This window comes from Streptomyces sp. NPDC025806 (assembly GCF_055558275.1).
On record NZ_JBVHMU010000001.1, the window covers coordinates 359,879 to 374,690 of the forward strand.

Genomic DNA, 14,812 nt, shown 5'->3' on the forward strand with positions numbered 1-14,812 from the left:
GTCAGACGGACAGGGTGCGGTCGTCGGCGGACGGGGCCGGGGCCGCGGCGCGCTCCGCGCGGCGGGGCTCGGTCACCGTCGCGCGCCACAGACGGCGGCACGCGATCAGCGTCGCCGCGACCAGCAGACCGTTGCGGACCAGCATCAGCGCCAGGCCCAGCGAGTCGCTCGCCACCACGTGCCCGAACCAGACCGGGAACTCCAGGAACGTCACGGCCGACGCCACGAGCACCAGCCACACCGGCAGCGCCATCCGGCTCTCGCGGAACAGCAGGCACACGGCCGCGACCCCGATCAGCCACACCATGTACTGCGGGCTGATCACCCGGCTCGTCGTCGTGAACAGCAGCACCGCCGTCAGCCCGGCGTCCGCGAACGTGGACGAGGACCAGGCCCGCGCCCGCAGCCGCCACAGCACCAGCCAGCCGAACGCCAGCGCCGTCAGCCCCTGCGCCAGCGCGCTCACCAGATCCACGTGCGGGCCCAGGAACTCCACCGAGCCGTAGTTCAGCTGCACCGACCCGGACCAGCTGAACCGCCGCGCCACATGGAACACGAGCGCCCCGAGCGACTCCACCTCCGTACCCCGGTCCCGCTGGAAGGTCAGGAACGCGAACGCCCCGGGCATCGACAGGGCCGACACCAGCGCGAGCACCCCCGCTGTCAGCGCCGCCGCGCCCCACGTCGCCCGGGTGGCCCGGCCGCGCCGCGTGCCGATCAGCAGCAGCACCGGCCACACCTTGACCATCGCTCCGATCCCGGTCAGCACGCCCGCCGCGCGCGGGTGGCGCGCCATCGCGAGCAGCGCCGCGACGGCGACGGCGGTGACCATCACGTCGTAGCGCGCGTACACCGTCTGCCCGAGCAGCGGCAGGCCCGCCACCCACACCCACACCCCGCGCCGGGCCTTGCCCTGCCGCTCGGCCACGTACAGGAGCATGAAGAAGACCGCCGCGTCCGCGAGGAACGCCAGCAGGAAGAAGGCCGAGGCGTACTCCAGGAAGGGCAGCAGGCTGGGGGAGAGGATCGCGACCGCCGCGGCCGGCGGGTACTGCCAGGTCACATCGTCCAGCGGAAACGTTCCGGTGCGCAGGACGTCGAACCAGCCCTGGTAGATCACCGACACATCGCTCGTCACGTCCGGACCCGGCACCGTCACGACCTTGAAGACGCACAGCAGCAGAAGCGTTCTGGTCAAGGCCCAGACGACGAGCAGCGATGTGGGGGTTCGCGTCTTCATTCGAGTCATCATGCCCGCCGCTCCCGCGCCCTGGCCACGGACCCCCACGGCGTGCCGTGCTCCGCTTCACCGGTTCGGTACTGTCTGCCACGATGCACAAGACCCTGATCGTGACCAACGACTTCCCGCCCCGCCCCGGCGGCATCCAGGCCTTCCTGCACAACATGGCGCTGCGCCTGGACCCCGAACAGCTCGTCGTCTACGCGTCCACGTGGAAGCGGAGCCGGGAGGGCGTCGAGGCGACCGCGGCCTTCGACGCCGAACAGCCCTTCACCGTCGTGCGCGACCGTACGACGATGCTGCTGCCGACCCCGCGCGTGACCCGCCGCGCGGTGGGCCTCCTGAAGGAACACGGCTGTACGAGCGTCTGGTTCGGGGCCGCCGCCCCGCTCGGCCTGATGGCGCCCGCGCTGCGCCGGGCCGGAGCGCGGCGCCTCGTCGCGACGACGCACGGGCACGAGGCGGGCTGGGCCCAGCTGCCCGCCTCCCGCCAACTGCTGCGCCGCATCGGCGAGGGCACCGACACGATCACCTACCTCGGCGAGTACACGCGCTCCCGGATCGCCGCCGCGCTCACCCCCGAGGCGGCCGGCCGCATGGTCCAACTCCCGCCCGGCGTCGACGAGAAGACCTTCCACCCCGGCTCCGGCGGCGCCGAGATCCGGGCCCGGCTCGGGCTCAGCGACCGGTCCGTCGTCGTGTGCGTCTCGCGGCTCGTGCCGCGCAAGGGGCAGGACACGCTGATCCTCGCCATGCCGCGCATCCTCACGGAGGTGCCGGACGCGGTGCTGCTGATCGTCGGCGGCGGACCGTACGAGAAGGAGCTGCGGCGGCTCGCGCGGGAGACGGGGGTCGCGGACTCGGTCGTCTTCACGGGGGCCGTGCCGTGGAGCGAGCTGCCGGCGCACTACGGGGCCGGGGACGTGTTCGCCATGCCGTGCCGGACGCGGCGCGGGGGGCTGGACGTCGAGGGGCTCGGCATCGTCTACCTGGAGGCCTCCGCGACCGGGCTGCCCGTCGTCGCCGGGGACTCCGGCGGGGCGCCGGACGCGGTGCTCGACGGGGAGACCGGGTGGGTCGTGCGGGGCGGGTCCCCCGAGGCTGCGGCGGATCGAATTGTGCCGCTCCTTTTGGACCCGGAGCTTCGGTCCCGGATGGGGGAGCGGGGGCGGGCCTGGGTCGAGGAGAAGTGGCGCTGGGATCTTCTGGCGGAGCGCCTACGGGGGTTGTTGTAGGGGTCCGTCGCGCGTCTGCGGCCCGGTGGGGGCTGGCCGCGCAGTTCCCCGCGCCCCTGAAATGCAGATCCTTCGGGTCGCATTTCCCCGATCCGCCGACGCCCCTATGGAGATAGCGCACGAAGTGCGCATCTCCAGGGGCGCGGGGAACTGCGCGACCAGCCACGACGAAGCGGGTCCCCGCCGACCGGCGAGGACCCGCAACGGCGAATGGGCGCGCTCAGCCCCGGTAGATCGCCTCGATCTCCTCGGCGTAATCCTTCGCCACAACATTCCGCTTGAGCTTCAGCGAGGGCGTGAGATGCCCCGAGTCCTCGGTGAACTGCGCACCCAGGACGCGGAACTTGCGGACCGACTCCGCCTTGGACACCGCCGCGTTCCCGTCGTCCACCGCACTCTGGATCGCCGCGAGCAGATCCGCGTCACCCTGGAGGGACGCCACGGTGGAGCCGGCCGGCTTCCCGTGGTCCTCGGCCCACTTGCCGAGGAACTCCTCGTCGATCGTGACGAGCGCGCCGACGAACGGCCGCCCGTCGCCGACGACCATGCACTCGGCGACCAGCGCGTGCGCGCGGATGCGGTCCTCGATGACGGCCGGGGCGACGTTCTTGCCGCCCGCCGTCACGATGATCTCCTTCTTGCGCCCGGTGATCCGGAGGTACCCGTCCTCGTCGAGCGTGCCGATGTCACCGGTGTGGAACCAGCCGTCGGCCAGGGCCTCCTCGGTCGCGCCCTCGTTGTTCCAGTACCCCGTGAACAGGTGCTCGCCGTGCAGCAGCACCTCGCCGTCGTCGGCGATCCGCACGACCGAGCCGGGCAGCGGCTGGCCGACCGTGCCGATCTTCTGGCGGTCCCACGGGTTGAAGGCGGTCGCGGCGCAGGACTCGGTCAGGCCGTAGCCCTCCAGGACCGTGAAGCCGATGCCGCGGAAGAAGTGGCCGAGCCGCTCACCGAGCGGGGCGCCACCGGAGATCGCGTACTCGCCGCGCCCGCCGAGCACCGCGCGCAGCTTGCTGTAGACGAGCTTGTCGAACGTCTTGTACTTGAGCTTCAGGGCCAGCGACGGGCCCTTGGGGGTGTCCAGCGCGCGGCTGTACTCGATCGCCGTGTCCGCGGCCTTGTCGAAGATCTTGCCCTTGCCGTCGGCCTGCGCCTTGGCCCGCGCCGAGTTGTAGACCTTCTCGAAGACGCGCGGCACACCGAGGATCAACGTCGGCCGGAACGCGGCGAGTTCATCGGTGAGGTGCTTGATGTCGGGCGCGTGGCCCAGCTTGATCGGCGCCATCAGCGAGGCGACCTCGACCAGCCGGCCGAAGACGTGCGCGACGGGCAGGAAGAGCAGGACCGAACACTCGCCGGTGCGGAACAGCGGCTTCAGGCGCTCCACGACATTGCCGCACTCCGCGAAGAAGCTGCGGTGCGTGAGCACGCAGCCCTTGGGGCGGCCGGTCGTACCGGAGGTGTAGACGATCGTGGCCGGGTCGTCGGCCTTGGCGATGGCGCTGCGCTCGTCGACGGCCGTGTCGGGCAGCTCGGCGCCGGACCGGTTCAGCTCCTCGACGCCGCCGGCGTCGATCTGCCAGACGTGCCGCAGCTCGGGCAGGGTGTCGCGCACGGAGGCGACGGCCGCGGCGTGCGCGTCCGACTCGACGAGGATCGCGACGGCGCCCGAGTCGCCGAGGATCCACTGGATCTGCTCGGCGGAGCTGGTCTCGTACACGGGGACGGTGATCGCGCCCGCGCTCCAGATGGCGAAGTCGAGCAGGGTCCACTCGTAACGGGTGCGGGACATCAGGCCGACCCGGTCACCGGCCTGGACGCCGGACGCGATGATGCCCTTGGCGGCGGCCCGCACCTCGGCCAGGAACTGGACGGACGTGACGTCCTGCCAGGTGCCGCCGATCTTGCGGCCGATGACGGCGACGTCCGGATGCTGCGCGGCGTTTCTGCGGACGATGTCGGTCAGATTGCCGTCGGCAGGGACCTCGTACAAAGCCGGAAGGCTGAACTCGCGCAAGACTGCTGCTCCTCATAGGGCGCCGGCGCCACGACTCTGTGTGCTGCGTCGGTACGGTCCAAGATCGGGCAGGTGCTCATCATGGTTGAACTGAGCACGACTGGACTGCCCGGACGTTACCCATCAGTACAGCTTCTTCGGTAGGGGGTCCAGGCCAGATGTTCGCTGCGTCACACGTCGGGGCGGTGCTTTCCGCAGGGTAGTCCACCTCTTTGCGAACCAGGAAGTCGCCGCAGGTCCGGTGGCCTCTACCCACCTCAGGGCAGGCGTCCTAGGGTGATCGCATGCGCGTACATGTGGTCAGCGATGTGCACGGAAACTCCACCGACCTCGCACGAGCCGGAGACGGTGCCGACGCCCTCCTCTGTCTCGGCGACCTGGTCCTCTTCCTGGACTACGCGGATCACTCACGCGGCATTTTTCCCGATCTGTTCGGTGTCGAGAACGCGCACCGCATCGTCGAGCTGCGCACCGCCCGCCGCTTCGAGGAGGCGCACGCCTTCGGCGCGAAACTCTGGGCCGGCGTCGACCGCTTCCCGGCGATCGAGAAGGCGGTGCGCAAGCAGTACGCCGAGATGTTCCCGGCGTTCCCCACTCCGACGTACGCCACCTACGGCAACGTCGACATCCCGGGGCTGTGGAGCGAGTACGCGGGCCCGGGCACGACCGTGCTCGACGGGCAGCGGGTCGAGATCGGCGGGTGGACCTTCGGTTTCGTCGGCGGCGGCCTGCGCACCCCGATGCGGACGCCGTTCGAGGTCGACGACGAGGAGTACGCGGCGAAGATCGAGGCCGTCGGAGAGGTCGACGTGCTCTGCACGCACATCCCGCCGGAGGTCCCCGAGCTCGTCTACGACACGGTCGCGCGCCGCTTCGAACGGGGCAGCCGCGCGCTCCTCGACGCCATCCGCAGGACCCGGCCGCGGTACTCGCTCTTCGGCCACGTCCACCAGCCGCTCACCCGGCGCATGCGCATCGGCGCGACCGAGTGCGTGAACGTCGGGCACTTCGCGCGGGGCGGACGGCCCTGGGCCCTCGAATGGTGATGCCGGAGCGGTGACGGAGGGGCCGCCCGCGCGCGATAGCCTGCACGCGCACACACATTGGCACGGCCGACCCCTGACCGTTATCTGGAGGAGCCACGGCGATGGCGGAACACACCAGTTCGAGCATCACGATCGAGGCGGCGCCGGCCGACGTCATGGACGTGATCGCCGACTTCGCGCGGTATCCGGACTGGACGGGCGAGGTGAAGGAGGCGGAGGTCCTGGCGACCGACGACTCCGGGCGCGCCGAGCAGGTCCGGCTCGTCATGGACGCGGGTGCGATCAAGGACGACCAGACGCTCACGTACACCTGGACGGGCGAGAACGAGGTGTCCTGGACGCTCGCGAAGTCCCAGATGCTCCGCTCCCTGGACGGGTCCTACGTGCTCCGGGCCGCGGGTGCCGGTACGGAGGTCACGTACTCCCTGACGGTCGACGTGAAGATCCCCATGCTCGGGATGATCAAGCGCAAGGCGGAGAAGGTCATCATCGACCGCGCGCTGGCCGGCCTGAAGAAGCGGGTGGAGGGCGGCAAGTAGCGGCCGACCGCCGTCGCACGCCCGCTCGGGGGCGATCTTTCTCGGGGTAGCCTCGCGGGCATGCGGACTCTCCTTGTTGCCGGGCCCGGTGGGGCCGGGCGGACCACGGTCGCTGTCAGTACGGTCCGACGGGCCGTGCGCGACGGGCTGCGGGTCCTGCTGGTCACCGGCGACGAGGTCCCGGACGTGCCCGGGGCCGAGATCAAGCGGCTCATACCGGCCGACGAGTTCCGCGACGACCTGCTCGCTCTCCAGGAGCGGGCCGGCGGCCTGCTCGACATGGTCGGCGCCGCGCGGCTCGACGCCGACGAACTGACCCCGCTGCCGGGCAGCAAGGAGCTCGCACTGCTGCGGGCCCTGCGCGACAGCGCCGGCGGCCCGTACGACCTGGTCGTCGTCGACCTCCCGGCCGGGCCGGGCGCCGTCTCCGTACTGGCCCTGCCCGAGCAGCTGCGCCGCTACCTGCGCCGCCTGCTGCCCGCGGAGCGCCAGGCGGCCCGCGCCCTGCGCCCCGTGCTCGGCCGCCTCGCCGGTGTGCCGATGCCCGCGGAGTGGCTCTACGAGACGGCCGCCCGCTGGGACGCCGAGCTCGCCGCCGCCCAGTCCGTCATCGACGCCGACAGCACCGCCGTACGGCTCGTCGCCGAGCCCACCAAGGCCGCCGCCGAGAGCCTCCGCCGCACCCGCACCGGACTCGCCCTGCACGGCCTGCCCGTCGAGGCCGTCCTCGTCAACCGCCTCCTGCCCGACGGCTCCACCGACCCCTGGCTCGCCGACGCCGCCGCCCACCAGCGCAAGATCGTCGCCGGGTGGCCGGACGCGCACGAGATCCCGCACCTGGGGCGCGACGCCGACGCCGGGCTCGACGTACCGGCGCCCGGCGAGGCCGCGCCCCGCGCCGACTGGCCCGTCGAGGACCGGATCGCCGAGGACGGCGTGCTGGTCTGGCGGATCCCGCTGCCCGGCGCCGTCCGCGAGGAGCTCACCCTGATCCGGCGCGGCGACGAACTCGTCGTCGGTGCCGGACCGTTCCGCCGCATCGTGCCGCTGCCCTCCGCGCCCCGCCGCTGCACGGTCGCGGGCGCCGGACTCGTCGACGGCGAGCTGTGCGTACGGTTCGCGCCGGATCCCGGGCTGTGGCCCCGGACCCCGTGAACCGCACGGCTCCGTTCGGGTACCGTCGAAGACACCACCACCTCAGCTCTCCGCAGGAGTCAGCCGCCATGAGCGACGCCACCGAGCAGCCCGCACCCCAGGTCGACGCCGACGCCTGGGAGAAGGCGTGCGCCGAGGATCTCGCGGCGGAGAAGGCCCGCCGCCGTGCCCAGCAGGGCCCCCAGCCCGGCACCGCCGCCGAGGAGCTGAAGAAGCTCGTCGACGCCGTCGCGGACAAGCTCTCCGGGGTCCAGGCCCCCTTCCTCGGCGCCGTCGCGCAGGGCACCGCCGAGCAGGCCGTCAAGCAGGTGGTCAAGCAGGCACGGTCCGTCGTCGAGCCCGTCATAGAGCGCAACTCCGACGTGTTCGACCACCTCGCCGCCGCGGGCTCCGAGCTGCTCGCCGCGTACCGGTCCGCCGTCGAGGGCCAGGAGGCCCGCTGGACCCAGCGCACCCAGGAGCCGAAGGCCCCGGGCGGCCCCGCGAAGAAGGGCCCCGGGGACGAAGCCCCCGGCGGGGAACACATCGACCTCGACTGAACCCGGCTCGGGTACGGTGGGCCCTAGCGGGGCTCGACCGAACTGAGGGATTCATGGGACTCACCATCGGCGTCGACATCGGCGGCACGAAGATCGCGGCCGGCGTGGTCGACGAGGACGGCAACATCCTCTCCACGTTCAAGGTGCCGACGCCTTCCACGCCGGACGGGATCGTCGACGCCATCGCCTCGGCCGTGGAAGGCGCCAGGGCCGGACACGACATCGTGGGCGTGGGCATCGGTGCCGCCGGATACGTCAACCGCCAGCGCTCGACCGTGTACTTCGCGCCGAACATCGACTGGCGCCAGGAGCCCCTGAAGGCCAAGGTCGAGGAGCGCGTCGGCCTCCCGGTCGTGGTCGAGAACGACGCGAACGCGGCCGCCTGGGGCGAGTACAAGTTCGGCGCCGGCAAGGGCCACCGCAACGTCATCTGCATCACCCTCGGCACCGGCCTCGGCGGCGGCATCATCATCGGCAACAAGCTGCGCCGCGGCCACTTCGGCGTCGCCGCCGAGTTCGGCCACATCCGCATGGTGCCGGACGGACTGCTGTGCGGCTGCGGCTCGCAGGGCTGCTGGGAGCAGTACGCCTCCGGCCGCGCCCTCGTCCGCTACGCGAAGCAGCGGGCCAACGCCACGCCGGAGAACGCGGAGTTCCTGCTCTCGCTCGGCGACGGCACCCCCGACGGCATCGAGGGCAAGCACATCTCCATGGCCGCCCGGCAGGGCGACGCCGTGGCCGTCGACTCGTACCGCGAGCTGGCCCGCTGGGCCGGCGCCGGCCTCGCCGACCTGGCCTCCCTCTTCGACCCCTCCGCGTTCATCGTCGGCGGCGGCCTCTCCGACGAGGGCGAGCTGGTCCTCGACCCGATCCGCAAGTCGTACAAGCGCTGGCTGGTCGGCGGGAACTGGCGGCCCGTCGCCGACGTCATCGCCGCCCAACTGGGCAACAAGGCGGGCCTCGTCGGCGCCGCCGACCTGGCCCGGGAGCCCGACCCGGTCATGTGACCGGACCGCGTACGTGCCGGTGCCCGTCGTTCCCCCTGGGAGCGGCGGGCACCGTCGTATCTTGATCACATGCCGACCGACGCCACGACCAGCCCGCTGCCCAACTCCCGTACGGAACCCGACGGTTCCGTCGTGATCCGCGTCCTCAGCTACAACATCCGCTCCCTGCGCGACGACACCGCCGCGCTCGCCCGGGTCATCAGGGCCTGCGCCCCCGACCTCGTCCTCGTCCAGGAGGCGCCCCGCTTCTTCCGCTGGCGCAAGAAGCTCGCCCGGCTCGCCCGCGCCGCCGACCTCGTCATCCTCTCCGGCGGCGGCAGCGCGGCCGGACCCGCGCTCCTGTGCTCCCTGCGCGCCACCGTCGAACGCACCGAGGACGTGCTGCTCCCGCTCACCCCGGGCCTGCACCGACGCGGCCTCGCCACCGCCGTCGTCCGCTTCGGCGGCGCGCGGGGCCCACGCCTCGGCGTGGTCAGCTGCCATCTGAGCCTGCAGAAGGACGAGCGGTACGCGCAGGGCGGCATGCTGCTCGACGCGATCGCCGGGCTCGGCGTCGAGCACGCCGTCGCGGGCGGCGACCTCAACGAACGGCCCGGCGGGCGCACCTTCCGCCGGCTGACCGCGACCCTGAACGACGCCTGGGCGACCCGGCCCTGGGGCGGCGAGTACACCTCGACGCCGGACGACCCGCACCAGCGCATCGACGCCATCCTCACCACCCCGGGCATCGAGGTCCTCGGCTGCGGCGTCCCCGGCTTCCTCCACCCCGGCGACCTGCGCGCGGCGACCGACCACCTGCCGGTCCTCGCCGCGCTCCGGGTGCCGGCCGGCGGAGGCGCTCAGCCGACCTCGTAGACGAGGTGGGTCGCCGTGGAGGTGGCGAGCACGCTCCGCCGCACCAGCGGGCGCGGGACCGCGCCCGTGAACAGGGGCGTGCCGCCGCCGAGCAGCACGGGCGCGAGGTGCAGGGACAGGACGTCCACGAGCCCCGCGTCCAGCGCCGAGCGGATCGTCGCGGCGCCGCCCATCAGGACCACGTCGAGCTCCCGCCCGGTGTCCCGCGCGACCGCCTCGACGTGGGCCCGCGCGGCGGCCACGGCGTCGGCGACGCCGGTCGTGACGAACGTCCAGTCGAGGTTCTTCAGACGCACCGACTCCGGCGGTGTGCCCGTGACCACGACGAAGGCGGGCCGGCCGACCTCACCGGCCCCGTAGCCCACCGCGTCGTTCCAGCCGCCCGGCCCGTCGACCGTGTCGAAGAGGCGGCGGCCCATGACGACGGCGCCCGAGCGCGCGGTCGCCTCGCTCAGCAGCCGCCGGTCGTCCGGGTCCTCGGAGAAGGCCCAGGTGTGCAGGGCGTCGCCGCCCGTGCCCAGACCGCTCTCGGGACTCGGGTCCGGTCCGGTGACGAAACCGTCGACGGAGACGGAGATGTCGGCGACGACCCGGGTACGTGTCGTCTGTCCTGGCGTCGGTGGTGTCATACCAGGACAGACCGGAGCCGGCCCGGGAACTCATCGCCGCCGGGTCAGACGACCGCGCCGCGCCCCGGGTCGTCGTCCTCGTCGTCGCCCGGCTGCATCCGGGCCACCAGCGTGGCGAAACCGCCCAGGAACCCGCCGATGCAGAGCGTCGCCAGCCACCAGGTCATGTCCCAGCCGAGCAGCACGGACAGCAGGAGCAGCACTGGGCCGCCGACCACCGCCAGCCACGCGAACTTCGACGTGACGTCGGCCTCCGGCAGCGGCGGCGGCTCCGGCGGCACGAAGTGGCCCTCGTCGTCGCCGTCGAAGTCCTCGTCGGCCGGCTCGGCCGTCGCGTAGTCGCGCGGGCCGGGGGTCGCCGCGATGCCCGGGGCGAAGGACACCGAGGAACCCAGCGGGCCCTTGGCGGCACGCTCCTCGTCCTCCCGGCCCTCGGCCTCGGGCCGGTCCTCCCGCCCGTTCGGCTCGAAGTCGGGCAGGGGCAGGTCCTTCATCGGCTTGAACGGCCGCGCGCCCGGCGGGTCCGGCGGCTCCTGCCCGTACCCGGCGACGATCTCCGCCCACGCGGCGTCCTCGTCGGCGGGCAGCAGCGGGTCGCGCTCCGGGTCCTGGGCCGGCTGCTCGCCACCCGCCGCCCCGGAGTCGCGGCTCTCGCCGCCGTCGGGGCTCTCCGGCTCCCGCCGCTCCTGCTCAGCCACCGCTGGCCGTCCCTTCCACACCTGTGTCCGCACCCGTGCCGGAGCCGTCGTCGGCACCGCCCGCGAGCCGCTCGACGAAGGCGACGCTCTCCTCGAAGATCCGGTCCGCGTCATGGTCCAACGTCGCCACGTGGTAGCTCTGTTCCAGCAGGATCTCGGTGACGTCGCGCGAGGACACCCGGCCGAGCACCCGCGCCGAGTCGGCGGGCGGCACCACATGGTCCTGCGGGCTGTGCAGCACCATGAGCGGCTGCGTGACCTGCGGGAGCTCGCGGTCGACCAACCGGAAGAAGTTCCGCAGCTGGTGGGCGGCGTGCAGCGGGACCCGGTCGTAGGCGACCTCGACCGAGTCCTCCTTCGCGATGTCCGAGGCGATGCCCGGGATCGTGCGCACCAGGTGCCGGGCGATCGGGAGGGCGTGCGCTGCCGCGCCGTGCACCTTGTTCCCCGGATTGACCAGGACGAGGCCCGCCACCCTGTCCCCGTGCCGGGCCGCCAGGCGCAGCGCCAGCGCGCCGCCCATCGACAGTCCGCACACGAACACCTGCGAGCAGCGCTCGGCCAGCTCCTCGAAGGCGCGGTCCACCTCCGCGTACCAGTCCTGCCAGCCCGTGACCGCGAGGTCCTCCCAGCGGGTGCCGTGCCCGGGCAGCAGCGGGAGCGAGACGGTCAGCCCGCGCTCGGCGAGATGCTCCGCCCAGGGACGCATCGACTGGGGGGAACCGGTGAAGCCGTGACAGAGGAGGACGCCTACCTCGCCGCCTTCGTGGCGGTACGGCTCGGCTCCAGGGAGGACCGGCACCTTCGGTCTCCTGTTCATGGAAGGAGTGACAACGGGGAGAGGTGACACAGCGTGGAGTACGCGCACTACGACGTGCACTTCACCGTACGCGACCGGACCGACACCGACCAGGGTCGTCGGCGTCCGGGGCGGCCTCGCGGGTTAAGGTCTGATCCTCGGACTGATCTCGGACTGATCCGTGGGCCGATCCGGCACGAGTCCGGGAACGAGGGAAGGCAGTGGGTTGATCTACGGCGCAATGAAGGTGGCCATCGGGGGGCCGCTGAAGCTCGGTTTCCGGCCGTGGGTGGAGGGCCTGGAGAACATCCCCGCCGAGGGCCCCGCGATCCTCGCCAGCAACCACCTGTCCTTCTCGGACTCGTTCTTCCTGCCGGCCGTCCTCGACCGCAAGGTCACCTTCATCGCCAAGGCCGAGTACTTCACGACGCCCGGTGTGAAGGGCAAGCTCACGGCGGCCTTCTTCAAGGGCGTCGGCCAGCTGCCCGTGGACCGCTCCGGTTCGCGCGGCGCCGGCGAGGCCGCCATCAAGAGCGGCATCGAGGTCCTGGAGCGCGGCGAGCTCTTCGGCATCTACCCCGAGGGCACCCGCTCGCCCGACGGCCGCCTCTACCGGGGCAAGCCGGGCGGCCTCGCGCGCGTGGCGCTCGCCACCGGCGCGCCCGTCATCCCCGTCGCCATGATCGACACGGAGAAGATCCAGCCTCCGGGCAAGGTCCTCCCCAAGCTCATGCGCCCCGGCATTCGCATCGGCAAGCCCCTCGACTTCCGCCGCTACCAGGGCATGGAGGGCGACCGGTTCGTCCTGCGCGCGGTCACCGACGAGGTCATGTACGAGATCATGAAGCTCTCCGGCCAGGAGTACGTCGACATGTACGCGACCGCCGCCAAGCGGCAGATCGCGGACGCGGAGAAGGCCGAGAAGGAAGCCAAGAAGGCGCTGGAGAAGGAGCGCGAGAAGGAGCGGGACGGCTCGTAGCCGCGTCGTTCGTTCTCGGACAGTGGTGGGGGAGATGGGCAACAGCGCGAACACGGTCCGGCGCGAGCGCGTCGTCCGCATGTCGGTCGAGCAGCCGCTGTGGCGCGCCCTCATGGGGTACCGCGTCCTGACCATGGTGTACGCGATCGGGCTCTTCGCCTCCGCGTACGAGGTCTACGAGCGGCCCTGGGTCGCCATCGGCTACTTCGTCGTCCTGGTCGTCTGGACGCTGGCGACGCTGCCCCAGGTCTCCGGCGCCCGGCGCTGCACCAAGCGCTTCCTGACGGCCGACCTGACCGTCGCCGTCGTCGGCATCCTGCTCTCCCCGGTCGCCGGGCACGACCGCGCGGTCACCGGCGGCTCCACACTGCCCTCGATCTGGACGGCGGGCGCCGTCCTCGCCTGGGCGCTCAAGGGCGGCTGGCGCTGGGCGGCCTTCGCGTCCGTCTTCATCGGCGTGGCCAACGTGATCCAGCGCGGCGGCCTCAGCCGCAGCACGATCCACAACGTGCTGCTCGTCTGCATCGCCTCGATAGCGATCGGCTACGTCGTCGAGGTGGCCCGCGCCTCGGAGCGCACCCTCGCCCGCGCCCTGGAGATCGAGGCGGCGACCCGCGAGCGCGAGCGCCTCGCCCGCGACATCCACGACAGCGTCCTCCAGGTCCTCGCCATGGTGCAGCGGCGGGGCTCGGCCCTGGGCGGCGAGGCCGCCGAGCTGGGCCGGCTCGCGGGGGAGCAGGAGATCGCGCTGCGCACCCTCGTCGCGGGCGGCCTGACCCCCACGTCCCGGGTCTCCGAGGACGCCGCGCAGGGCGCCGTCGTCCGGGCCCTCGACGACCCCGCCGATGCCGAGGACGCCGGGGAGCCCCGCGATCTGCGCCCGCTGCTCGCCGGGCACGCGGGCGCCCGCGTCACGTTCTCCGAGCCGGGCACCCCGGTCCTGCTGGCCCCGGCCGCCGCGCGCGAACTGGCGGCGGCGGTCAGCGCGGCCCTGGACAATGTGCGGCGGCACGCCGGTGAGGACGCGCACGCCTGGATCCTCGTCGAGGACGAGCCCGACACGGTCGTCGTGACCGTGCGGGACGACGGCCCCGGCATCCCGGAGGGCCGGCTTGCGCAGGCCGAGGGCGAGGGGCGGCTCGGCGTCGCCCAGTCGATCCGCGGCCGGCTGCGCGACATCGGCGGCACCGCCGAACTGATCTCGGTCCCCGGCCAGGGCACCGAGGTCGAGCTGACCGTGCCGAAGCAGCTCCCGCCCGAGCTGCTCGCGCCGAACACGCTCGCACCGAAAAAGCTCGTACCGAAGAAGAAGTGAACCGGAACGTGAACGTCACGGGGGAAGGCAGGACCGCAGCGATGAGCGAAGAGCAGAACCAGGCGGACGGGGCCGCGATCAAGGTCATGGTGGTCGACGACCACCCGATGTGGCGCGACGCCGTCGCCCGCGACCTGGCCGAGTCCGGCTTCGACGTCGTCGCCACCGCGGGCGACGGCGAGCAGGCGGTGCGGCGCGCCCGCGCGGCCGGGCCCGACGTGCTCGTCCTCGACCTGAACCTGCCGGCCAAGCCCGGCGTCCAGGTCTGCAAGGAGCTCGTGGGCGCCGACCCGAAGCTCCGGGTCCTCGTGCTGTCCGCCAGCGGCGAGCACGCGGACGTCCTGGAGGCGGTCAAGTCCGGCGCCACCGGCTATCTGCTGAAGTCGGCGTCCACCGAGGAGCTCGTCGACGCCGTGCGGCGCACCGCCGTCGGCGACCCGGTCTTCACGCCGGGCCTCGCGGGCCTCGTCCTCGGCGAGTACCGCCGCCTCGCCTCCGAGCCGGCGCCCGCCGCGGGCGCCGACGAGCCCAAGGCGCCGCAGCTCACCGAGCGCGAGACCGAGGTGCTGCGGCTCGTCGCCAAGGGCCTGAGCTACAAGCAGATCGCCGAGCGCCTCGTGATCTCCCACCGCACGGTCCAGAACCACGTCCAGAACACCCTGGGCAAGCTCCAGCTCCACAACAGGGTCGAGCTCGTGCGCTACGCGATCGAGCGGGGCCTGGACGACGCCTGACGCCGCGGTCCGCTCCGGCCGCCCG

At 72.6% G+C, this 14,812-nt stretch carries 15 protein-coding genes; 10 read left to right on the forward strand and 5 right to left on the reverse strand.

Going from position 1 to position 14,812, the window contains the following annotated elements:
- Window position 1: 1 nt before the first annotated feature.
- Window positions 2–1,240, reverse strand: a complete 1,239-nt coding sequence (locus ACZ4E1_RS01630) for a glycosyltransferase 87 family protein (protein ID WP_467534793.1) — start codon at window positions 1,238–1,240, stop codon at window positions 2–4.
- Window positions 1,241–1,332: 92 nt separating this feature from the next.
- Here ACZ4E1_RS01630 and ACZ4E1_RS01635 point away from each other — a divergent pair, with 92 nt between their 5' ends.
- Complete coding sequence (locus ACZ4E1_RS01635) at window positions 1,333–2,475, forward strand: glycosyltransferase family 4 protein (protein ID WP_467534795.1); 1,143 nt, start codon at window positions 1,333–1,335, stop codon at window positions 2,473–2,475.
- A gap of 220 nt (window positions 2,476–2,695) precedes the next feature.
- Here the strand turns inward: ACZ4E1_RS01635 and ACZ4E1_RS01640 are convergent, their stop codons facing one another.
- A complete protein-coding gene (locus tag ACZ4E1_RS01640) occupies window positions 2,696–4,492 on the reverse strand; it encodes an AMP-dependent synthetase/ligase (RefSeq protein ID WP_467534797.1) in 1,797 nt (598 codons plus the stop codon).
- A 284-nt stretch (window positions 4,493–4,776) separates the two neighbouring features.
- Between ACZ4E1_RS01640 and ACZ4E1_RS01645 the strand changes: the two genes are divergently transcribed.
- From ACZ4E1_RS01645 to ACZ4E1_RS01670, 6 genes are all read left to right on the forward strand, one after another.
- Entirely contained in the window at window positions 4,777–5,538 is a 762-nt protein-coding gene (locus ACZ4E1_RS01645) for a metallophosphoesterase family protein (protein WP_467534799.1), read from the forward strand.
- A 101-nt stretch (window positions 5,539–5,639) separates the two neighbouring features.
- Window positions 5,640–6,077: an SRPBCC family protein gene (locus tag ACZ4E1_RS01650; protein ID WP_467534801.1), complete on the forward strand. Its 438-nt coding sequence runs from the start codon at window positions 5,640–5,642 to the stop codon at window positions 6,075–6,077.
- Between the two features lie 60 nt (window positions 6,078–6,137).
- On the forward strand, window positions 6,138–7,232 hold the full coding sequence (locus ACZ4E1_RS01655; RefSeq protein WP_467534803.1) for an ArsA family ATPase: 1,095 nt from the start codon (window positions 6,138–6,140) through the stop codon (window positions 7,230–7,232).
- 68 nt (window positions 7,233–7,300) lie between these two features.
- Complete coding sequence (locus tag ACZ4E1_RS01660; protein ID WP_467534805.1) at window positions 7,301–7,771, forward strand: DUF5304 domain-containing protein; 471 nt, start codon at window positions 7,301–7,303, stop codon at window positions 7,769–7,771.
- A gap of 53 nt (window positions 7,772–7,824) precedes the next feature.
- Window positions 7,825–8,778, forward strand: a complete 954-nt coding sequence (locus tag ACZ4E1_RS01665) for an ROK family glucokinase (RefSeq protein ID WP_188339375.1) — start codon at window positions 7,825–7,827, stop codon at window positions 8,776–8,778.
- Between the two features lie 69 nt (window positions 8,779–8,847).
- On the forward strand, window positions 8,848–9,633 hold the full coding sequence (locus tag ACZ4E1_RS01670; RefSeq protein ID WP_467534808.1) for an endonuclease/exonuclease/phosphatase family protein: 786 nt from the start codon (window positions 8,848–8,850) through the stop codon (window positions 9,631–9,633).
- On the opposite strand, the gene ACZ4E1_RS01675 is transcribed toward ACZ4E1_RS01670, so the two are convergent.
- From ACZ4E1_RS01675 to ACZ4E1_RS01685, 3 genes are read right to left on the reverse strand one after another with little or no spacing between them, the layout of a single operon-like run.
- On the reverse strand, window positions 9,618–10,262 hold the full coding sequence (locus ACZ4E1_RS01675; RefSeq protein WP_467534810.1) for a dihydrofolate reductase family protein: 645 nt from the start codon (window positions 10,260–10,262) through the stop codon (window positions 9,618–9,620). The genes ACZ4E1_RS01670 and ACZ4E1_RS01675 overlap by 16 nt on opposite strands.
- 44 nt (window positions 10,263–10,306) lie before the next feature.
- Window positions 10,307–10,960 carry a hypothetical protein gene (locus ACZ4E1_RS01680; RefSeq protein ID WP_467534812.1) on the reverse strand — a complete coding sequence of 218 codons (654 nt, stop codon included), beginning with the start codon at window positions 10,958–10,960 and terminating at the stop codon, window positions 10,307–10,309.
- Entirely contained in the window at window positions 10,953–11,762 is an 810-nt protein-coding gene (locus ACZ4E1_RS01685; protein ID WP_467535405.1) for an alpha/beta hydrolase, read from the reverse strand. Before ACZ4E1_RS01685 ends, ACZ4E1_RS01680 begins: the two co-directional genes overlap by 8 nt.
- Window positions 11,763–11,988: 226 nt before the next feature.
- Between ACZ4E1_RS01685 and ACZ4E1_RS01690 the strand changes: the two genes are divergently transcribed.
- Genes ACZ4E1_RS01690 through ACZ4E1_RS01700 form a run of 3 tightly spaced genes read left to right on the forward strand, consistent with a single transcriptional unit; the run spans window position 11,989 to window position 14,787 of the window.
- A complete protein-coding gene (locus ACZ4E1_RS01690; protein ID WP_467535407.1) occupies window positions 11,989–12,738 on the forward strand; it encodes a lysophospholipid acyltransferase family protein in 750 nt (249 codons plus the stop codon).
- A gap of 34 nt (window positions 12,739–12,772) precedes the next feature.
- Window positions 12,773–14,053, forward strand: a complete 1,281-nt coding sequence (gene macS / locus ACZ4E1_RS01695; protein WP_467534814.1) for a MacS family sensor histidine kinase — start codon at window positions 12,773–12,775, stop codon at window positions 14,051–14,053.
- A 41-nt stretch (window positions 14,054–14,094) separates the two neighbouring features.
- A complete protein-coding gene (locus tag ACZ4E1_RS01700; RefSeq protein WP_188339379.1) occupies window positions 14,095–14,787 on the forward strand; it encodes a response regulator in 693 nt (230 codons plus the stop codon).
- The last annotated feature ends 25 nt before the right edge of the window (window positions 14,788–14,812 follow it).